Origin of the sequence: Bacillus hominis (assembly GCF_030348325.1) — a bacterium.
Lineage (GTDB): Bacteria > Bacillota > Bacilli > Bacillales > Bacillaceae_G > Bacillus_A > Bacillus_A hominis.
This window is the reverse complement of sequence record NZ_JAUCFS010000005.1, coordinates 1,266,551-1,287,623: the sequence shown is the minus strand read 5'-3', so window position 1 is coordinate 1,287,623 and position 21,073 is coordinate 1,266,551. Positions and strand designations below refer to the sequence as shown.

Below are 21,073 nucleotides of genomic sequence, written 5' to 3'. Positions count from 1 at the left end.
TGTTCAACTCCTTCTAACTCTTTCACCAAGTATTATTCCAAAGTAAGACAGGAAACTATGCATAGTTTTTTCTACCCTTTTTGATTATTTACCATACATTCACCGGCTTTTGAAGTGAGCTGCGCACAAAAAAGAAGCAGGAAGATCCCCCGCCCCTCTCATCTTACCGTTGTAGTATTGCATGTTTCGCCTCTTTTAACTGCGTAAGATGTCTTTGTTCATGCAAATCAAGAAATTGAACCCATTGATATAAATTCAAATCATTAAAAATAGGATGTTTTAATCCATTTTCAAATAATTCTTTTTCATCTATCACACTATGAAGCGCATGGAATAGTTCTTGTCGTGAATGTTCTAGTAATTGAATTCCTTGTTGTTTTTTCATTAAAGTTTCTGTTGGTTGCATTTGCTGAGGAGCTTCTCGTTTATATGTGCGATCAAGCGTAAGTTGGAGGTCTTTAAATGGAGTCAGTTTTCTTTCTTTTTTTTGTAAAGCATATACAAGGGCAGATGTCACCGATTGTTCTACTAAATGCAAGTGATGTAAAATTTGAATAATACTCCATTTATCACGGCGTGGCTTTACATTCACTTCTGTGTCATTTAACATTTCAATTTCTGATAATAGCGTGCTTCGAGTAAACTGTAATGAGTTCACCAAACTTTCTAAACTCACATCCATATTAGATTGGAGCATATTTCTTTCCCCCTTTTTGTTGTTGAAAAGAGGTGTTCCTCATTCGAAACACCCCTTTAATAATTCTGAATTTTCTTTTATTATCGCATCATTTTCCCATTATGTCGATGTTAAACATGTGAAAAAAAGCGCATGTTTTTTACAATTTTGTGTCGTCAATCGCATGTAACCATGCTTCAATTTCTGTAATAACACTTTTCACACAGCCTTCAGCAAATGGCGATGTTAAATTTGCAACTTCTACTAATTCCAAGAACGATTTACTTCCCCCTTGTTGACAAAGGTTCACATAATCTTCCCACGCCTCTTGTCTATTATCTCTTGCACGTTTCCAAAATTGTAGTGCACAAATTTGAGCAAGCGTGTAATCAATGTAATAGAAAGGTGAACTATAAATATGACCTTGACGTTGCCAGAAACCACCACGCTCTAAATAATCATTATCTTCATAATCACGATGCGGTAAATACTTCTTCTCTATGTTACGCCATGCTGCCTTACGCTCTTCGGGTGATGCTTCAGGATTTTCATATACATAATGTTGATATTCATCAACAGATACACCATAAGGTAAAAACAGAAGTGCTGAACTTAAGTGAGAGAAGTAATACTTTTCTGCATCTTCTTCAAAGAACGACTTCATCCATGGCCATGTAAAGAATTCCATACTCATAGAGTGGATTTCACACGCTTCATATGTTGGCCAATTATATTCTGGAATTTCAAATTTACGACTTTCATATACTTGGAAAGCATGACCCGCTTCATGTGTTAATACGTCAATGTCACCGGATGTTCCATTAAAGTTTGAGAAAATAAATGGTGCTTTATAATTCTCGATATATGTACAATATCCACCGCCAGCTTTTCCTTTTTTTGCAACTAAATCTAATAAATCATTATCTAGCATAAAATTGAAAAACTCATCTGTTTCAGCCGATAACTCTTTATACATCGTTTTCCCATGATTAACAATCCAATCCGCATCTCCTTTTGGAGTTGGATTACCTGTAGCAAACTCAAAGTTTTCATCGTAATATGCTAACTTCTCTACACCGATACGTGCTTGTTGTCTCTTTCTTAATTCCGTTGTAACGGGAACGATATAATCAAGTACTTGCTGACGATAATTCGCCACCATCTCTGCATTATAATCTGTACGATACATTCTTGCATATCCAAGTTCAACAAAGTTTTTGAAACCTAAAGATTTTGCGATGTTTGTTCTCACTTTAACAAGCTCATCATAAATACGATCTAGTTCTTCCTCGTTCTCAGCTAAAAATCCGTAGTATGCTTCACTTGCTACTTTACGTTCATTTCTTTCTTTTCCTTGCATAAATGGAATAAGTTGCGATAACGTTCTTTCTTCTCCTGCAAAGTCAATTTTTGCAGATGCTAATAACTGTGTATATTGTGAAGATAATTTATTCTCTAATTGTAAATCTTTCACAACTTCATCTGAATATGTTTTTAAATCGCATTCTGCTAGAGCAAATAATTGCTTTCCATAATACGCTTCTAATTCTTCACGAAATGGAGAATTAATTAACGCCTTATAATATTTTGTTCCATAGCCTTGTACAACTGGAGAGTATTCATCAAAGAAATCTTGCTCTTCCTTGTAAAAAGCATCTGTCGTATCAACAGAATGGCGTATGTAACAAAGGTTCCCCATTGTACCAAAATCATTACGAATTTCATTAATTGAATTAATTACTTGTTTTTGTTCTTCAACCGTTTTTGCCTTATCGAACTTTTCTAAAGCAACAGTAAACTTCTCTTTTAATTCTTCAATATTTGGCCGTTTATATTCATAGTCTTTAAATGACATGAACGAGCCCCCTCTCCATTATATGCATCATTACTATAATTCAATGCTTACTTACAAATCTCCTCTTATTCTTCAGCAAAATGCGGTAGATGATGTCATGAATACATGCACACAAAAAAGCCTTGGATTTCTTTATCCAAAGCTCCTTTGGAACATAGCATCATTTTTCATACTTTCCAATTTTTTTCAATAGATCAAGTAATTCATCCTTCTCATCCTTCGTTAACATTTCAAAAGACTGATGTATAACTTGCTCATGACCTGGAAAAATAGAAGCAATAAAGCTCTCTCCAGACTCCGTTAATTGCGCATAAATAACACGCCTGTCATTTGGACATGGAATTCGTTTTACAAGCCCTTTTTTCTCTAACTTATCTACAACGTATGTAATGCTGCCACTAGCTATTAAAATACGCTCACCAATTTGCTGAAGTGGTTGGCCTCCTTTATGATATAGTAATTCTAATACAGCAAACTCAGTTGGATTTAATCCGTTACTTTGTATGGATTTATTTGTAGTATCCATAACAGAACGATGTACACGAGATAATGCAATAAATACTTTTAAAGATTGAGAAATGTCTTCTCGCTCATTATTTGATGTCATACCATTTCAACCCTTCACTTAAATTCTCCACAACAAAAGAAAAACAACTTCGCACTTCATTGAAAATTCCGAATGAGCACTCACTCATCCCTTTTCTTTTCCCTCATGTAATACGAATAATTCTTGAATAAAAACATGACAATTTTAACATAGTTTATATATAATGATAATAAAAAAGAAGGAGTACCAAATTTGAAAGTCAAATTTAAAAGCATAGTTCTTTACATACTGCTTGTTATACTGCCAACGATAGGGATTGGCGCTACATTTTATTCGTATCACACTTATCAAATGAAACAAGAAAACAAACTGTCTGCTCACACCGTTCTCTTTTTATATAGAGACTATTTAGACCATCACCTTGGTGAAGCTATTTCCGCCTTAGAAATGCTCGCGAAAGTAGTAGGGACCGAAACAGGGAACATCAATGGGATTAAACAAATTGTACACGATACAGATGGAAATGATGTACGTTTTTCTGGTCTATATTATGCTACGACAGATGGGATAATTACAATCGCATCCCAAGGTGAATCAACGTATGTTGATGTCTCTGATCGCCAGTACATTCAAGATGCATTACAATCTAAGAAAACAACTGTATCATCAGTTATTACAGATCGCGTTCTTGGACATCAAGCTATTATGATTGCCTCTCCAATATTTAATAGGCAACAGGAACTCTCAGGCTTATTATTAGCAAGTTTACGCTTTGACTACATTTCAGCCTCTTTAAATGCTATTAAACCACAATATCATTTCGAAGTGACTGATAAACATGGTGTAATTTTTCTAACCGATGATAATAACAAAACAAGCAATGGTCATTCTAAGATGCTTACTACCCCACTCCAAAAATTAAATTGGAAAGTCTCTGTTTCTCCGTTACCTATTCATCAACAAACTTTATACCAGTTAGTTGCAATAGAGTGTATAGCTACTTTATTTTTAATGTCTATTTTATTTTTACTTGCTCAATATATGTTATTAAAACGTCAAACAAAACTAGAAAGACAACAAAATGAACTGCAAAAAATTGAATTGGTTGGAACTTTTGCAGCTAGTACAGCCCATGAAATCCGTAACCCTCTTACTGGAATTAAAGGACTCGTTGCTCTGTTAAAAGAGAAATATAAAGATGAACAGGATCAGTTCTACTTTTCCATAATCGAACAAGAAATAGAACGGATTAATGAAATTGTAAGCGAATTTCTTATTCTTGGAAAGCCAACTGCCATCATTGAACAAACATATGATGTAAGAACGATTCTTAATGAGGTAGCATTAATTATCCAATCTGAAGCGAATCTACATAACATTGTATTTCATTTACATTTGCCAGACCACCCTGTTCATATACGTTTCTCAAAAGACCATATGAAACAAGTGGTTTTAAACATTACAAAAAATGCAATTGAAGCTATGGCTTCTGGTGATACATTAACCATTGTAGTAACAAACAACGAAAAACACGCACAATTGCAAATTACTGATACTGGAAAAGGGATTCCAAAACATATTCAAAAACACCTCTTTCATCCGTTCTTTACTAATAAAGATACTGGAACAGGTCTTGGGCTTGTCATATGTAAACGAATTGTAGAGATGTACAACGGGCATATATTTATTGATAGTAAAGAAAACAAAGGAACGACAGTTCATATAGAGATTCCATTACACATAGTATAATTATCCTTGTCCTAAAAGGGTAATTATACTTATTTCATAAAACCAGCCACAAACATTCTCCAAAAATTACTCGATTTCCCTTCATATCCAATTTGAAAAATAGGAACCTTTATAATTGAAAACCATTTCGGTGTTTGTTTTTCTTTATAACGCTGATACTGTAATATAAGCTTGTCCAATTCTTGACTAACTTGAATTGTCTCCATGCTATTTAACCCACTTGTTAATCCTAAATGAATCATTTCTTCACGTTTCATATGAATATCATGCGAAAGCTTTTCTAATGTGTACTTCCTTTTTACAGTAAACATCCATATCCCCCTTATTTTTCTTCCATACTCTCAACGTCTCTTCTATTTTAGCCCTTTAAACACTTAATCCTATTTGAATTTGAAGAATCAGAAAATTTAACATTTTCCCCCTGAAATTTACAAATCTTTACCCTCACTTTGAGAATTATTACAAATTATTCTATCTTTGTAAATACATTCGCAATAATAGACATTTTTTTCATCTTCTTTTTTGTAAATACTCAGTAAACAGTGGGTTCTCCATTTTTAATGTACTTTTCTTCGACATTTTTTGTTTAATTTATATAAAAACGCAAAACATAATGATGATTGATAAAGTAAAACTTTAATCAGTGGGGTTTTGTTCATCCCCCACTGATTATTATCCCTCACCAATCGGGCGTTTACGGGCAGTGGATCTCCCACCTAACATCTTCGCTCCAGCCGAATTTTTGAGGTAGGAGTCTTACTGCCTGCAAATAGCGGGATAAAATAGAAAGGAAATATTTATATGCGCAAATATACTATTACATTTCTCGTCTTCACCCTGTTCATACCCTTTTTCCTATTTCCTATTCAAGCAAATGCTCATACGAATAAAGTAGCTATTGTCATTGATGATTTCGGCAATAATATGAAAGGCACAGATAAGATGTTATCACTTCCTATTCCACTCACTGTTGCTGTTATGCCATTTCTTCCTTCTACTAAGCAAGATGCAATAGCTGCTCATAAAAAAGGGCATGAAGTTATTATACATATGCCAATGGAACCAATTAGAGGAAAAAAAGAGTGGCTTGGACCAAAAGCGATTACAACAGATTTAAGCGATGAAGAAATAAACAACCGACTCGAACAAGCAATTCAAGAAATACCTCATGCAATAGGGATGAACAATCATATGGGATCAAAAGTAACCGCTGATGAAAGGATTGTACGTCTTATACTTTCTGCCTGTAAAAAACACGGTTTATTTTATTTAGATAGTAAAACAAACCCTAATAGTGTTGTCCCAAAAATCGGTAAAGAATTAGGCGTGCCTATTGTTGAAAACCAATTATTTTTTGATGATGTATATACGGTAAATCACATTTCAAAACAAGCACAATTACTCATTAAAAAAATCCAAGACAAACCCATTATGGTAGCTATCGGACATGTTGGGCCTCCAGGTGAAATTACATCACGTGTTATAGAAACTTCTATTCCTAAAATTCGTGAGCATGCAGACTTTATTTTTTTATCTGATTTAGCATTGTCTCCACCTTCTGTTTCAAAATAAGATTCATTTCTCGAACTAAAAAAGGTACCTATCTACATATAGCAGATAGGTACCTTTCCTTTTCAACTTAAATATAATCTACATGACTCACCCTGAATCCCTTTTTCTCTATCTTTTCAATTAACTGCTTTAATTTTTTTTCATTTAACTCATCCGATATATTTACGATAACACGGCGAATATATTGATCACCGTTATCGAGCGTAAACAGTCCACCGATATTATATGCTTTTAATAATGTCCCAAGCTCTTTAATTGTTCCCTTACAATCTTGTGTTGCAATTGTTAATATATAACCACCCGTCCGCATACCAAACGAATCCTCAATAACATCAAATACATTAGAATGTGTTAAAATGCCGACAAATTCATTATACTCATTTAAAACCGCTAAAAACGGGAGACGACGAATAACGTAAAAAGCTCTAAAAAAAGAATCCTTTTCAAAAATAAGCGCATATGGATCTTCCTGCATATCTTTCGTAATTACATGCTCTAATCCGCTATTACACTTCTTTTCTAAAAGGTCTACTTTATAAATAATCCCTGTGAATTTCTTCTCATCTTCTGCTAATACAGGGATTGCTCGAAATCCCTTTTCATTCATAATTTGCAACGCCTGTTCACCAGAATCATTCGTTTTGCAAAAGGTCACCTGCTGTTTCGGCAGAAAATGATATTTAACTCGCAAAATATGTTCCTCCTTACATGTCAACATGTAATCTATATATAATAAGGAGACCTATATTTTATGAGTAAAATTATTTTTAAAACGCTTTCATTTCTTTGTGGAATGGTAACCACTGTGAATACATTTTTATATAACAGAGCTCTTTGCCCCTTTTATCATTAAAAGCTTTACGTGATAGTTCATTAAATATTCTATACCTTCCAACCATTTTTTCGCTTCTTCTGGCGTTTTCCCCCACACAATCATTCCGTAATTATGAACAAGAACTACTCCTCCGCCTTCAATAAAATTTGGAACATTACTTTCTAATAAATCAGCGAATTTCTTTTCATCTTCCACAATTGGAATTGTCATTTCTGTAATACCTTCTTTTCCAAAAACACGTTCCACGCTGCGCTTTTCGAATGTTACTTCTCCTTCTTTCCCATATAACTCAGACATTAAATGACTATCTACAGTCTGTACTTGTAAAATACATTCTGCACTGCTTTTTTTATAAATATCTGCATGCATAAATGACTCTGACGCTGGCTTCCCTTCATTTTCAAATACCGGCTCACACATGCAATTTACAACGATAAAATCTTCTTCCGAAAATAACCCTTTATCTCTTCCCTCTACATTCACTAAAAATGTTAATGGTTCTTTTGACGTACACATCGATAAACTAATTTTTGTACCATAAAACCAATCGCGAAGTGCCAATTCTGCTTTCACATCTTTTAATTCATTCCATTTCTTCAGAAAAAATAACATTTCGTCACCCCCGGCGTAATATTAATATAATTTTCAAATCCTTTTTATGTAAAAGGATTATTTTTTGATTATTCTAAAAATTTAATTGAATTATCACATGAGAATGCCTTTTTGTCAATATGGTTTCATCACTCCTCGTAAAAATAAGTAACTCACATATACACACTCCCGTCTATTTCTTACATAATTTTATACATATAAAAAAATACGTTATCCTTCCTATTAAAGAATAACGTATTTTCCTCATTTATTATTTAATTATTGCGTTATATAAAAACTGTGCATATTGTTCACGTGTTACGAAATCCTCGCCTAAATAATTCCCTTTCCCATCACCTTTTGATATATTATTATCCGCTAAAGCTTTCACATATCCTCCTGCCCAATGACCAGTTGGTACATCTTTAAAGTTCACTTGGTTATTTTCATCTTCTTTTAACTGAAATACTTTGTGTAATACTACAGACATTTCGTATCGAGTTAACACGCCATCCGGACGAAACTTCCCAGTACCATCTCCTTGCATAATTCCCACTTGTGCAACTGTATCAATATCTTTTTCAAACATATGCCCTTTCGTGTCTGTAAACAGCTCTTTCTGATTTGCTTTATTTTCTAGTTTCAAATACCTTTGTACTAAAGACGCAACTTGTCCACGGGTAATATTATCACCAAATCCAAATTGCCCATTTCCATATCCTTTGAAAATATTTTCTTTCGCTAAATAATTAATTGCTGCTTCTGACCAATGTCCTTTCGGCACATCTTTAAATTCTATTACTGCTTCTATTTCCTCGTCTTCTTTAGAAGTATTGTCCTCTTTACTTTCTACCACATTTTGAATCACAGAACCAGTGAAGAAAATGCCTGTATCTGCAAATGGGTCTTTCACACCAAATTCATATACTTTTTCACCTGGTGTACTCCACTTAACTGCATCGTTACTATACGTACCATCTTCGCTCTTCAAACGAATTTTCGTAGAGATTTTACCATCTTTTTCGTATACAGGTACTTTCACTTCTTTATTTACTTCTGTCTCCTCTAAAAATACTTTTTGATTTTGAACATTAATGTAAGCTGTTTTACTTAGTTCTACAACTGGTCTAACATCGCGAATTTCATTTGCAACAAAACTTAGAAATACTAAATTTTTCAAATTGCTAACTGGTGTTAAGTCTGAAATATAATTTGCTTCTAAATCAAGTTTTTGTAAGTTTACTAGACTTGATAATGGAGTAATATCCTTTAACTCATTGTTAGGTAAGTTTAAAACTTTCAATTGTGTCATCTTACTTAGAGGAGTAACATCTTTTATTTCATTTTTCCCAATCCATAATTCTTGTAATTGATTCAATTGATCAATTCCTGATAAATCTTTAACTTTATTACGCGTTAATACTAAATCTTTTAACGGTAACGTATAAAGTGGTGTAATATCTTCAATTTGATTTCCTGCTAAAGATAAGTATGTTACATTTTTCAACTTACTTAACGGAGCAACGTTTGTAATTTTATTGTTTGCCACATTCAAGTAATCTAATTGTTCCATTTTCGCTAATGGTGCTACATCCTCAATTTGATTTCCTGCTAAAAATAAACTTGTTACATTTTTCATTTCCGTTAGTGGTGCAACGTTCGTAATTTTATTATTACTTAAATCAAGAGATTCTAAATTATCCATCTTCACAAGTGGGGTTACATCTACAAATTCATTACCACGCAAAGCTAAATGGTTTAATTGCTTTAGGTTCGCAAAGAACGACGGATCTTTTATCTTCGCATTCGCAACTGTTAAAGATTTTAAATTTGGCATATATTTTAATGCACTATAATCAAGAATCTCATTCGTATTTAAAAACAAGTCATTTACTTGTAATAACTCTTCTTTCGTAATTGGGGTATTTAAATCTTTTCTATTAAATACTTTTTTGTTAACGAGTTCTCTTAGTTTCTTATCTGTTATCATGTTTTGACTATCAACTGGAGTATCCGTTTCCGTATTGCCTGAATTAGAATCATCATCTGGTTTCCCTGTTTCTTTGTCGCCTAAAGTTGGATCTTTAATTTCAAATTGAACTTGATATTTGTGATCATATCCAATAGCCGGAATAAGTATATGCATTTGCATATTATGCTTCTTCTCAAATTCACCAATTTCAAATTGAACTACTTTCGTTCCATTTTTTCTCTTATCTTCTGACAAAACTTTCACATCATGAAATACACCAGGTTGGTTTCTATCTTCTATTCTAAGATATTGAAAATAATCGCTATCTTGTACGGTTACAGTAACAATTTTTTTCCCGTCTTCAACCGCTACTTTAGGATTTTTTATGTATTGAGAAACCATAGATGGCTCATCTTTTTGATCCTTATATATTTTAATCTCAGTATCATACGTACGATCACTCGCTGCTGCTACCGACTGGTTTGCTTCAATTTTTATTGCTGCTAATGCTGGAGTAGAGTATGCAGCAAATGGAATAGCTAATGTTGTTGCTACTACTAACGCCTTAATATAATTTTTTTTCAAAATAATATCCCCTTGTCTTATATAATTTTTAATAATTGATAACTTTTATCAATTACCTACAATTAAATGATAATGAATCTCATTATCATTGTCAACGGGAATATTACATTAAAATTATATTTTCGACGATAAAAAATAAAAAAACCCTTTATTCAAAGGGCTTTTTTACCTATCGTATGAAGGATTTCACTTTTTTCTTTTTCATTAATAACACCGAGTTTTTGCAAAACATTCGCGTACAATAAAAGCTTATTATATACCCGTTCCGACATTCCCGTCCCCTCTTTCCTCCAGCCAACTTTTTTTCTATTGGTAAATTATATGAAGGAAATGAGAAAATGTGTCCAATTTTTGCACAAATGCAAATCTTTTCTCTCACTATTCGAGAGCATATCAAAATTTTTGTTAAGTAAGTCCAACTATGCATAAAAGCTTGAGTCGCTAGTCCTTACTAATAATTAACGGGAGATGGAACCTCCCGCCGCTTACTAGCAAACTGTCCATTGAATATTATGCTTTTTAACTTCTTCTTCAAAACTATATGGCATTTTCTTATCACAAATAACATGTTGAATACGAGAAAATCCTGCTATTCGGTAGTTCCCTTTTACGCCTATCTTTGTATGATCACATAAAATATACGTTTTCTCCGATAATTTAATCATCGCTTCTGACAGTTTCGCTTTTTCTAATTCAAAGCTGGAAACTCCAAAGCTAGGTAACAATCCATCAATCGAAACGAATGCTTTATGAAAATGGAATTGATGAATTACTTGCTGCGAAATAGACCCCGACACACGTGAATGTTTTGGAGATACTTTTCCACCAATAAATAAAACCTCACCGTGAAACATCTTTTTATTAATAGAAGATATTAATTGTGTCGCTACTGGAAAAGAGCTCGTAACAATCGTTAAATTTTTACGATGAACAAGATATGGCACCATTTGAAGTGGTGTACTTCCATCATCAATCGCAATAACATCTCCATCTTCCACAAACGTTGCTGCTTTATATCCAATTCTTTTCTTCTCTTCTATATGCAGCATCTCTCGTTCTAACATCGGTGCCTCTATACCAGCTCCCGGAAGTTGAACGGCTCCACCGTACACTTTCTTCAATTTTTTTTCACGATCTAATTCTTCTAAATACCGACGAATCGTCTCTGTTGATACTGCGAACTCTCTTGCTAATTCTGAAACTTTTACTTTCCCTTTAAACTCTACCTTCTCAAGAATTGTCCTCTTTCTTTCTTCACCTACTACAGACATAGCCTCACCCCATTTATATCTAACTCATAAACTGCCTTACTTATACAAAGTTATAATTTTCTTTGTAAGTAGAAATCTCTTCATGAATATAAATACCGCGCTTTTCTAGTTCGTCAAAAATAATTTGTGGATTTTCGAAAGCTTCTTCAGGAGTAATAACACCGACTTTATTAACTACTCCTTTTGCAATTAACTCTGTAGCAATTCCAAATGGGATACCAACGTTTCTTGTATAGGCTCTTAATTTCTCCCAACCTACTACAGAACCGTCAGATATCGGATGTGTATGGTATAAGACATGTCGCTGTTTTTGATTATTTTTCATACCTACTACTTCTACATGAAGTGCATAACCATAAAGCTCTGTTGCTTGCCCTTCTTTCGATTTTAATAGATACTTCGAAATACAATCCATAATACCAATTTCTTTACCGTTTATTTCAATTTGATCATTACGCAATATACCATAATCATATAAAGCACGAACGAGCTGCATATTTTGCTCTGGCCAAGTACCTCTCGTTTCTATTAGCCCAACACCTTTATCCTCCAGTGCCTTCGCTAACGTAATCGTTTCTGAATGCGGGATTATATACTGCATTGTTTTTCCGTAAGGTGCTGGTAATTCATTTTCTCTTGGGCGCGCAAACGGAGGTACTTGCTTAAATTCACCTTCCTCATACACTGTACGCGTCGGCAACTGTGGATCATATTCATATGTCGTTGTCTCTGTAATTGATGCAGAAAAAGCAATTGGACGATACGAGCCATGACTTACTCGAACTGACTCTACAGTATCTAGCTGATTTGCTGCATACATGGCCATCATTTGCGTTACACCTGGTGTCATACCAAATCCAGGTAAACATGTTTTTCCGTTTTGAACAAATTTAGAGTGGGATTCATTTTCTTCACCAAATCCATTTAAGTTCACACCGTGACAGCCGGCATCTGCAATACAGCGAGTAGACAATCCATTTAACTTTATCGTCGTACCATCCATTACAATGTCATAGCCTTTCATTTTTGCGACCGTATCCTCATGATTTGTCACATCGACTTTCACAAAATCAACACGAGAATCATTTAACCACTCTACTACTTTTCGGCCTTCCTCTTCATTAAAATCGGCTACCGTAATCGTCTCAAAAGATGAAAATTGAACTAAATCTAAAATTGCTTCACGACAAATTTTACCTGCTCCACCTAAGCAAAATACTTTCACCCTATAACAACCCCTTTAGCAATACTATCAACTAAGCGAATAATATCTTCTTCATGTACATCACCGATATTTCCAATGCGGAACGTATCTACTTTCGAAATTTTCCCAGGGTAAATAACAAATCCATAACGCTTTAACTCGTTATATAACTGTTGAAACTCGAATCTCTCTTCTGGATAAATGAAAGATGTAATAATAGGAGATTGATATTTCTCATCTACTAGCGCTCGAAAACCAATTTCTTTCATTCTATTAACTAATAGCTTTTGATTATTATAATATCGATTGTAACGCGCTCTTACTCCGCCTTCTTCTTCTAATTCAAGCAATGCCTGATAAAAAGCGTGTACAACATGTGTAGGTGACGTAAAACGCCATTTTCCATTTTTTTCTTCCATCGTTTCCCATTGATCGTATAAATCTAACGATAAAGAACGGGCTTGCCCTTTACACTTCAGTAATTCAGCACGATTTGCGATAACAAATCCGAATCCGGGAACACCTTGAATACATTTATTCGCACTACTAATTAGAAAGTCAATTTGCAACTCAGCAATATCTATTTCAATACCACCGAAACTACTCATTGCATCAACTAGTGTTACTTTTCCGTATTGCTTCCCTAATTTACATACATCTACAATTGGATTGATAATACCTGTTGTTGTTTCACAATGAACAACTGCAATATGTGTAATCTCTTTATCTTGTTGCAATATCTTTTCTACTTCTGCAATATTAGTAGGCTCCCACTCTTCTGTTTGACTGACCACCACATCTATATGTAACATCTCTGCCATTTGTACAATTCGCTTACCGTATGCACCATTTATACAAACGAGCAGCTTTCCGTTTTTAGGAATGACAGAACCAATTACTGCTTCAACTGAAAACGTACCGCTTCCCTGCATTAAAACTGTTGTGTACTTTTCTTCTTCCTTTGTCGCTAACGATACAAGCCTATTTCTTATATCTTGCACCATCGTGTTATATTCAGCATCCCACGTACACCAATCGTATAACATAACTTCTTTTACAGTTTTTGTTGTCGTTAATGGTCCTGGTGTTAATAATAAGTAGTGATTTTCATTCATGATCCTATGCCCCTTTTATGAAATAATAAGTTCTTGTTTCTCGATATGTTCAATTACGTTCTCGAGTTCTTGCATCGTTTCAATCGTAAAATGAGCCCCGTTTTCAACGAAACGATTACGAACTACTTCCATCTTTTCACGAAGTTCTACCGGATCCATAGTTTCAACTTCCCACTCGCTTAAGCCGAGCTCACTACTACCGAGAATTACGCCAACAGTCCACATCCCAGCATTTCTACCCTCTTTCATATCTGACACCGTGTCTCCCACTTTTATCATATGATTCATCGGATACACACCAAGTTCCATCGCATTTTTATAGCACATCCACGGATATGGACGACCTGCTAGAACATCATTTGGTGTAACAAGAAAATCGGGTTTATACCCTTGTATTGCTGCTTCTTTTGCTACAATATCCATCATTTCTCTCGTATATCCAGTTGTTGAACCAATTTTAATGCCTCTTTTACGTAATGAATCCATCACTTCTCTTATCCCATCAATTGGCGTGGCATAGTTTGGCAAAATAGCAAAGAGAATTTCTTCAAATTCTTTATACATCTCATGAATGTCTGCTTCTGTTGGTAATTGTCCGAAAACACGCTTCCACTCATTCGCAATACGAGGCATTTCTGTTAGTGCTCTTACATGATCTATTTTTAATAATCCCATTGGCTTACGTGCTTCTTCTGCTGTAATTTCAACACCACGTTTATGAAAAATTTTCATGAATACTTCCAGTGGTGCAAAACAACCGTAATCAACTGTTGTACCTGCCCAATCAAAAATAACTGCTTCAATTTTCATTCTATCCATCACCCTTCTTATTTATCTCGCTATTCGCCGGGCAGTAAGACTTCCCCCTCAAAATTCGGCTGGAGCAAAGAAGTTAAGTGGGAGTCGGGCTGCCCGTAAACGCCCGATTGGTGAAGGCTAATAATCAGTGGGGGAGGAACAAACCCCCCACTGATTAAAGTCTCACTTTATCTTTTTTGCCATTGTGACGTTCGGTTACGAAGTGCTTTCGTTCCCCATTCATATACAACCCTCACTACAATATTTGTAACAACAATAAGTACACTCATTGCAGCTGCTGGTGCTACATTTCCTGCATCATCCATATTTACAATTGATACCGCAGCTAGTTTAAAATCAGCCGCATATAAGAACACTACTGCCGATACAGTTACCATTGAATTTACAAAATAGTACATAACCATTTCTAAAATAGCTGGTAAACACATCGGTACTGTTACCCGAAAGAAAGTTTTATAAAATGGTACACTCATCGACTGTGAAACAAGTTCAAACTCTCGGTCCAGTTTCTTTAAAGCAGTCGTTGCGGTAACAAACGTTACAGAGTAAAAATGAATGATATTTACTAATACTAAAACAGCAATTGTGCCATATAAGGAGTGAAACGGATTTGTTACTGAAAGTCCTAGAATTTGAATTGTTGGTTGACTGAAGAAAAAGACATATCCTAATCCAAGTACTAATCCAGGAATCGCTAACGGTACAATAGAGAAAAAGTAACCTGCTTTTCTGAAAAACTGTAGCTGTTCTATTTTTTCAATCGCATAAGCGAACACAAATGTTAAAATCGCCCCTATAACTGCCGTAATAGCTGAGACAATTACACTATTTTTAAATGCTTCAATTCCGTCTCCTGTCAAACTTGAAAAATTAAAATGCTCAAGTGTAAAACTCATATTGTAGGGCCATACTTTCACACTTGCAGCAATACCAACTGCCACAAATAAAAGAATGATCATAAGCGTTACTACGCTACAATATACGAATGAAATAACATCTCTTTTCTTATTATTTATTATTCTGTAAGGTACTGCTTTTGAAGATAAGAGATTCGCCTGTTTTCTTTGCGTAATACGATCAACCGCAAATGCGAAAATAGCTGGGATTAATAAAATCATTCCGACAGTTGCGCCCATGGACATATTTTGCTGTCCAATTACTTGCTTATATACGTCAGTAGCAAGTACGTTATATTGTCCTCCAACAATTTTCGGTGCCCCAAAATCAGTAAAACTAAGTGTAAATACAACGAACATCGCGCTAATTAATCCATATTTCACACTAGGTAAAGTAACCGTAAGAAACTGTTTCACTTTACTTGCACCTAACATATTAGAAGCTTCATATAAACGATAATCAGAACCTTGAAAAGCAATTAATAAAATAAGGAATGCTTGCGGAAATGTATACATAACTTCAGCCATTACAATTCCTACTGGTCCATATAACGGTATTTGTATTCCTTCAAATAAACCAAACATCCCTTTCGTTATTAACCCTTGATTACCAAATAAATAGGTAAGCGCAATACCATGCATCATCGTCGGTGCAAATAATGGCAATAATGCTACGTATTGAAATACGCGCTTTCCAAAAACATTTGTACGAGCGATTGCATATGCGTAAGCGAAAGCGAGTGTAACTGAAATAATTGTTGTAGCGCTCGAAATCCATATCGTATTTTGTAATGATTGAACTAGCGTTGGTGTTGTGAAATATTTACTGAAATTCGCAACACCAACGAAAGCTCCGTCTTTGTCATAAAAGGCTTGTGTAAACAGTTGTAATAAAGGCAATACAAGCATGATAAAAAATGAAAGGAGCATACCAATAATTAATAGTCTTTGTATCCACTCTTCTTTACCGATACGTCTCTTAATCTTTTTTTTCGTACTTTCTACCTTAAAGTTTTCTAACATCTCCATCTATACAATGACCTTCTTTCCATATGACAACATATGATTTTCTGAGAAAGAGATTTGAATTGGCTTTCCTTTTCTAATAGCAGTTTTCTCTACTTCCGATGCCAATATATCCACTACAATTTTCTCGTTATAAAGGTGTGTTTTCTCTTCTATGACCCTCACTTCCGTCCGGTATACAGGTCCGCGAAATTCCATGCTTTCTACAACTGTTTTAATGCCATTATTTTGTACAACTGTTACATGTTCAGGACGAATTGCATGTTCTTCGTTATTTTTCGAAAAGAAATTAATAGAACCAATAAAATCTGCCACAAACGGATTGGCTGGTCTTTGATAAATCTCCTCTGGTGTTCCAATCTGCATAATTTCCGCATGATTCATTACAACAATTTTATCAGCCATCGTTAATGCCTCTTCTTGATCATGCGTTACCATAATAGTTGTTACTCCCACTTTTTCTTGCAAATCACGCATTTCTCTACGCAACTTTTCACGCACTTTTGCATCTAAAGCAGATAACGGCTCATCAAGTAACAAAATATCCGGAGACAGAGCGAGTGCACGTGCAAGTGCTACTCGCTGCTGTTGTCCACCAGACATTTGAGCAGGATATTTATCTTTTACATTCAGTAAATCAACAAGTTCTAACGCCAATAGCGCTTTCTCTTTTACTTCTGCTTTTCCATATTTTTTTGTCTTTAAGCCATATTTAATGTTTTCAAGTGCAGTTAAATTCGGAAATAATGCATACGATTGAAAAACCATTCCGAAGTTCCTTTTTCCAGGCGGTAATGCTGTAATATCTGTTCCATTCACAGCTATACTACCTGTTGTTGCCTCTTCTAGCCCTGCTAAAATTCGAAGCAACGTCGTTTTCCCACAACCACTCGGGCCTAATAAACAAACAAACTCATTTTTTTTCACTGTAAAAGATATATCTTTTAACGCTGTAAACGCATCAAACTGCTTCTGAATGTGTTGAATTGATAAATATTCGCTCATTTTTCTCTCTCCCACTTACTTTTTCGGTTCTGCTTTTTGACCAAACTCTTTTTCCCAACGTTCTAAAATTTTGTCACGATTTTCTGCTGCCCACTTGAAATCATTCTTTTTGTATAGCTTTTCTGTCACATCTTTAGGGAACCCATCTGGAAGCTTATAATCATTTTTAATTGTCGCAAATCCATTTTTCTCAAAATATAACTTCATTACATCATCTGTAATTGCCCAGTCTAAAAATGCTTGTGCTAATTTATCATTTTTTGCATTATCTTTCTTAATAAGTGCGTTCGCTTCTACTTCCCAGCCTAATCCTTCTTTCGGCAGTACAACTTCAACTGGTGCGCCTTTTTGTTTCTCTTTCAAAGCACTATAAACCATTGATACACCAACCGGATATTCACCTGCACCTGCTAATTTCGCTGGTTTTGAACCTGAATGAGTATAAGTTGCCATATTATCATGAAGTTTCTTCATGTATTCCCAGCCCTTATCTTCTCCCATAATTTGTAGCCATGCAGAAACCGTTAAAAATCCTGTTCCAGAAGAAGCTGGATGTGGCATAACTAGTGTTCCTTTATATTCTGGTTTCGTTAAATCTTCATATGATTCTGGCATCGGTAAATTTTTCTTCTTTAATTCTTCTTTATTTACAGCAATCCCCGTCATAAATGCAGTATTTCCTACCCATTTTTCTGGTTGCTTATCGTCTTTAAATTGTGGAAGGACACGATCCGCTCCTTTTGGAGAGTATTCTTTTAACATATCTTTTTTCTCTAAAGCTAATAGACTAGACGCTGCAGTTCCCCATACAACATCTGCTTGTGTATTTTTTCCTTCAGCTAGCAATTTCGCTGTAATAACTCCTGTCGAATCACGAACAATGTTCAACTTCACATCTGGGTATTTCTTTTTGAAAGAATCAAGATAAATTGGTACAAGCTCTTCTTCAATCGCTGTGTAAACAGTTAATGATCCAGATAATTTATCATCTTTCACTTTTGCTCCAGCACTTTCTTCTTTCTTTGCACCACACCCCATTAATAACGAAAATACCATTCCAGTTGCTACAGCTTTAAAGATCGTTTTTTTCACTGTTTCTCTCTCCTTTTACAAATCTTATGTACAATTCAAATATAAACAACTAGTGTAAAAGCAGTATTAAACCAACATTAATCTTTTGTTTGTTGTTTGTTTTTGTGTAATACGTTGCTACTTCTATGTTTTTTCGCATTTTTCTGCTAATAACAAACGCGAAATTTACAAAAAATTAAAAAAACCTTTATAATCCCACAAAAAAATGAGGCGTTTGTAAAAAACGCCTCATTTTTGTTTACCTTTTTTTGAATTACGATTTGCATACTTCGCACTATTTTCTCCTTCATACTCTAATGCAAATTCTGCATCTGGTAGGCTTTCTTTCGGAGTTTTATTATTATTAATTGCTGCATTTTGTTTTACTTTTCTTTTTACCAACATACTCACCTGCTCTCACTAAATAACTTTCTATTCTAGTTTGAAACAACTTAAAATAATTATTACTGGGAAGTGTTAACAAGTACATAAGGGCTTATAGATGGAAATACTACATACGAACAAACCATTACAAAAAGGAGCGATTACTTTGAAGGAGAAAGAACCGATCCAATCGCCAATTTTAGACGAAACGCTCCCACATCAAATGAATTTCCCATCATTTAAAGGAACGGGAAAACAAATGCAACAGCCTTTTGTAAATCAATACGACGTTGTTATCGGTGATAGTAAATATAATTCTAAAAACAGCCCTCTTAATAATTGGAGTGATGAGGTAGATCCCGCCATTATGTCTGGGAAAGAATGGATACACCCTACAAATGATATTGGGTGGATTTCAGAAGAAAATCAAGAACTACTAAAAAATGAAGTTGATAACAAAAATGATGGTTTTATGCATCCTCAATTTGGAATTAATGACTAAAAAACCATTCTACCTAACATAGGTAGAATGGTTTCATACTATCCAATAATAATTCTCTCTTTCGGATACTTATAGCGAGGTGGTTGTTCTCTTCCACCACTAGCTAAAATAAATGTCAAAATACCGACGCGTCCAATAAACATAAGTACAATGAGTACAAGTTTACCAACAGTTGTTAAATCTGGCGTAATACCTGTTGATAGTCCCGTCGTCCCGAAAGCAGAACAAACTTCAACGATCAAGCTCATAAGCGGTACATTTTCCGTAATGGATAAAATAAATAGCGCCGTGGCACATAATAAAATCCCCATCGTCATAACGACAGATGCTTTCAACACATCCTCTTCATGTAACTGACGCTTGAAAACTCGGACTGTTCTCCCGCCCCTTGCAAATGTATATAACGATAATATACTAACCGCAAATGTTGTCGTACGTATTCCGCCCCCAACCGAACTTGGAGATGCTCCAATAAACATTAGTATACTCATAAATAAAAGTGTCGGTTGTGACAATTCACGTATATCCATCGTGGCAAGTCCACCACTTCGCGTCGTTACAGATTGGAATAATGTATAAAATACCGTTTCATGCCATGACTTTCCTACTAAAAAATGATTTCGTTCTAATAGAAAAATCATAATTGTTCCAACGAAAACAAGCGCAAAAAATGTTGTTGTCGTCAATTTTGTAAATAACGAAAAGCGAAACAGTTGCTCTCTCCTCTTACTAAGATATTGCTTCACTTCCATTAACACAGGGAAACCGATAGCCCCTAAAACAATAAGAAACATATGAATAATTTGAACAATATAATCTTTCTTGTACGGAATAAGTGATTGCCCTGTTAAATCAAATCCCCCGTTCGTTGTTGCACTAACAGCGGCAAAGAAACCGTGAAAATATGCTTCTTGCCAAGTCGGGAAATACAACAAAAATCTTGTACCTAACAGTAACGCTCCAATGAGCTCTATTGAAATAATTACAATTAAAATAGAACGCATCAATTCCACAAGACCTGCCAAATTCCCTTGGTTATGGTCTGCCATAATTAATCTTCTTCTTTGCAAACCAATCTTTTTACCCGTTATAATCCAAACGAATGTACCAAGTGCCATAATTCCTAAGCCGCCTAATTGCAAAATAAGGGCTAAAACAATAATTCCTGCCGTTGTAAATGTATCTGAAATAGTAACAACAGACAGCCCTGTAACACTTACAGCACTAACAGATGTAAACAGTGCATCTATAAATGTCCATTTCACGCCAGGCTTCGTAACAAATGGTAAACTAAGCAAACTTACCGATACGACTACCGCTAGTAAATAGAATACAACGATTAGTTGTACGGGACGTAATTTTTGTAAAAACTTTTTTATATCTCTCATTCCATCACTT

At 34.8% G+C, this 21,073-nt stretch carries 19 protein-coding genes; 3 read left to right on the top strand and 16 right to left on the bottom strand.

Annotated elements, in window-relative coordinates; all coding sequences use genetic code 11:
• Positions 1-163 precede the first annotated feature (163 nt).
• The 3 genes from QUF93_RS08880 to QUF93_RS08870 all read right to left on the bottom strand — a co-directional run bounded on the left by QUF93_RS08880 (position 164) and on the right by QUF93_RS08870 (position 3,138).
• On the bottom strand, positions 164-697 hold the full coding sequence (locus QUF93_RS08880) for a DinB family protein (RefSeq protein ID WP_289358521.1): 534 nt from the start codon (positions 695-697) through the stop codon (positions 164-166).
• A 139-nt stretch (positions 698-836) separates the two neighbouring features.
• Entirely contained in the window at positions 837-2,531 is a 1,695-nt protein-coding gene (locus QUF93_RS08875) for a M3 family oligoendopeptidase (RefSeq protein ID WP_289358520.1), read from the bottom strand.
• Positions 2,532-2,691: 160 nt separating this feature from the next.
• Positions 2,692-3,138: a MarR family winged helix-turn-helix transcriptional regulator gene (locus QUF93_RS08870; protein ID WP_000203343.1), complete on the bottom strand. Its 447-nt coding sequence runs from the start codon at positions 3,136-3,138 to the stop codon at positions 2,692-2,694.
• Between the two features lie 192 nt (positions 3,139-3,330).
• Between QUF93_RS08870 and QUF93_RS08865 the strand changes: the two genes are divergently transcribed.
• A complete protein-coding gene (locus tag QUF93_RS08865) occupies positions 3,331-4,827 on the top strand; it encodes a sensor histidine kinase (protein ID WP_289358519.1) in 1,497 nt (498 codons plus the stop codon).
• Between the two features lie 29 nt (positions 4,828-4,856).
• Here QUF93_RS08865 and QUF93_RS08860 read toward each other — a convergent pair whose 3' ends face one another.
• Entirely contained in the window at positions 4,857-5,138 is a 282-nt protein-coding gene (locus QUF93_RS08860; protein ID WP_002117343.1) for an aspartyl-phosphate phosphatase Spo0E family protein, read from the bottom strand.
• 490 nt (positions 5,139-5,628) lie between these two features.
• Between QUF93_RS08860 and QUF93_RS08855 the strand changes: the two genes are divergently transcribed.
• Entirely contained in the window at positions 5,629-6,399 is a 771-nt protein-coding gene (locus QUF93_RS08855) for a divergent polysaccharide deacetylase family protein (RefSeq protein ID WP_289358518.1), read from the top strand.
• 67 nt (positions 6,400-6,466) lie between these two features.
• Here QUF93_RS08855 and cbpA read toward each other — a convergent pair whose 3' ends face one another.
• From cbpA to ykzP, 11 genes are all read right to left on the bottom strand, one after another.
• Entirely contained in the window at positions 6,467-7,090 is a 624-nt protein-coding gene (cbpA, locus tag QUF93_RS08850) for a cyclic di-AMP binding protein CbpA (RefSeq protein ID WP_128282250.1), read from the bottom strand.
• A 126-nt stretch (positions 7,091-7,216) separates the two neighbouring features.
• On the bottom strand, positions 7,217-7,846 hold the full coding sequence (locus tag QUF93_RS08845; protein WP_128282249.1) for a class II aldolase/adducin family protein: 630 nt from the start codon (positions 7,844-7,846) through the stop codon (positions 7,217-7,219).
• Between the two features lie 250 nt (positions 7,847-8,096).
• Positions 8,097-10,382, bottom strand: a complete 2,286-nt coding sequence (locus tag QUF93_RS08840) for an NEAT domain-containing leucine-rich repeat protein (RefSeq protein WP_289358517.1) — start codon at positions 10,380-10,382, stop codon at positions 8,097-8,099.
• Between the two features lie 488 nt (positions 10,383-10,870).
• Positions 10,871-11,653 (bottom strand): DeoR/GlpR family DNA-binding transcription regulator, encoded by a 783-nt coding sequence (locus tag QUF93_RS08835; RefSeq protein ID WP_128282247.1) that lies wholly within the window; start codon positions 11,651-11,653, stop codon positions 10,871-10,873.
• A 40-nt stretch (positions 11,654-11,693) separates the two neighbouring features.
• Positions 11,694-12,878, bottom strand: a complete 1,185-nt coding sequence (locus QUF93_RS08830; RefSeq protein ID WP_289358516.1) for a saccharopine dehydrogenase family protein — start codon at positions 12,876-12,878, stop codon at positions 11,694-11,696.
• Positions 12,875-13,972: a 2-aminoethylphosphonate--pyruvate transaminase gene (gene phnW / locus QUF93_RS08825; RefSeq protein ID WP_289358515.1), complete on the bottom strand. Its 1,098-nt coding sequence runs from the start codon at positions 13,970-13,972 to the stop codon at positions 12,875-12,877. The genes QUF93_RS08830 and phnW overlap by 4 nt, the downstream gene beginning before the upstream one ends.
• 15 nt (positions 13,973-13,987) lie before the next feature.
• Positions 13,988-14,782 carry a phosphonoacetaldehyde hydrolase gene (gene phnX, locus QUF93_RS08820; protein WP_289375263.1) on the bottom strand — a complete coding sequence of 265 codons (795 nt, stop codon included), beginning with the start codon at positions 14,780-14,782 and terminating at the stop codon, positions 13,988-13,990.
• 176 nt (positions 14,783-14,958) lie between these two features.
• Entirely contained in the window at positions 14,959-16,716 is a 1,758-nt protein-coding gene (locus tag QUF93_RS08815) for a putative 2-aminoethylphosphonate ABC transporter permease subunit (protein WP_289358512.1), read from the bottom strand.
• Positions 16,717-17,718, bottom strand: coding sequence for a putative 2-aminoethylphosphonate ABC transporter ATP-binding protein (locus QUF93_RS08810; protein WP_289358511.1), 1,002 nt, complete (start codon positions 17,716-17,718; stop codon positions 16,717-16,719).
• 15 nt (positions 17,719-17,733) lie between these two features.
• Positions 17,734-18,810 (bottom strand): putative 2-aminoethylphosphonate ABC transporter substrate-binding protein, encoded by a 1,077-nt coding sequence (locus QUF93_RS08805; protein ID WP_289358510.1) that lies wholly within the window; start codon positions 18,808-18,810, stop codon positions 17,734-17,736.
• Positions 18,811-19,038: 228 nt separating this feature from the next.
• Complete coding sequence (gene ykzP, locus QUF93_RS08800; protein ID WP_000240799.1) at positions 19,039-19,191, bottom strand: protein YkzP; 153 nt, start codon at positions 19,189-19,191, stop codon at positions 19,039-19,041.
• A 100-nt stretch (positions 19,192-19,291) separates the two neighbouring features.
• Between ykzP and QUF93_RS08795 the strand changes: the two genes are divergently transcribed.
• On the top strand, positions 19,292-19,675 hold the full coding sequence (locus QUF93_RS08795; protein WP_289358509.1) for a DUF3905 domain-containing protein: 384 nt from the start codon (positions 19,292-19,294) through the stop codon (positions 19,673-19,675).
• Between the two features lie 38 nt (positions 19,676-19,713).
• Here QUF93_RS08795 and QUF93_RS08790 read toward each other — a convergent pair whose 3' ends face one another.
• Complete coding sequence (locus QUF93_RS08790) at positions 19,714-21,063, bottom strand: TrkH family potassium uptake protein (RefSeq protein ID WP_289358508.1); 1,350 nt, start codon at positions 21,061-21,063, stop codon at positions 19,714-19,716.
• Positions 21,064-21,073 lie beyond the last annotated feature (10 nt).

Excerpts from the sequence above, each read along its gene's own strand:
- QUF93_RS08880 (WP_289358521.1), bottom strand. The coding sequence starts at position 697 with ATGCTCCAATCTAATATGGATGTGAGTTTAGAAAGTTTGGTGAACTCA.
- QUF93_RS08875 (WP_289358520.1), bottom strand. The coding sequence starts at position 2,531 with ATGTCATTTAAAGACTATGAATATAAACGGCCAAATATTGAAGAATTA.
- QUF93_RS08870 (WP_000203343.1), bottom strand. The coding sequence starts at position 3,138 with ATGACATCAAATAATGAGCGAGAAGACATTTCTCAATCTTTAAAAGTA.
- QUF93_RS08860 (WP_002117343.1), bottom strand. The coding sequence starts at position 5,138 with ATGTTTACTGTAAAAAGGAAGTACACATTAGAAAAGCTTTCGCATGAT.
- QUF93_RS08855 (WP_289358518.1), top strand. The coding sequence starts at position 5,629 with ATGCGCAAATATACTATTACATTTCTCGTCTTCACCCTGTTCATACCC.
- QUF93_RS08845 (WP_128282249.1), bottom strand. The coding sequence starts at position 7,846 with ATGTTATTTTTTCTGAAGAAATGGAATGAATTAAAAGATGTGAAAGCA.
- QUF93_RS08835 (WP_128282247.1), bottom strand. The coding sequence starts at position 11,653 with ATGTCTGTAGTAGGTGAAGAAAGAAAGAGGACAATTCTTGAGAAGGTA.
- phnW (WP_289358515.1), bottom strand. The coding sequence starts at position 13,972 with ATGAATGAAAATCACTACTTATTATTAACACCAGGACCATTAACGACA.
- phnX (WP_289375263.1), bottom strand. The coding sequence starts at position 14,782 with ATGAAAATTGAAGCAGTTATTTTTGATTGGGCAGGTACAACAGTTGAT.
- QUF93_RS08815 (WP_289358512.1), bottom strand. The coding sequence starts at position 16,716 with ATGGAGATGTTAGAAAACTTTAAGGTAGAAAGTACGAAAAAAAAGATT.
- QUF93_RS08810 (WP_289358511.1), bottom strand. The coding sequence starts at position 17,718 with ATGAGCGAATATTTATCAATTCAACACATTCAGAAGCAGTTTGATGCG.
- QUF93_RS08795 (WP_289358509.1), top strand. The coding sequence starts at position 19,292 with ATGGAAATACTACATACGAACAAACCATTACAAAAAGGAGCGATTACT.
- QUF93_RS08790 (WP_289358508.1), bottom strand. The coding sequence starts at position 21,063 with ATGAGAGATATAAAAAAGTTTTTACAAAAATTACGTCCCGTACAACTA.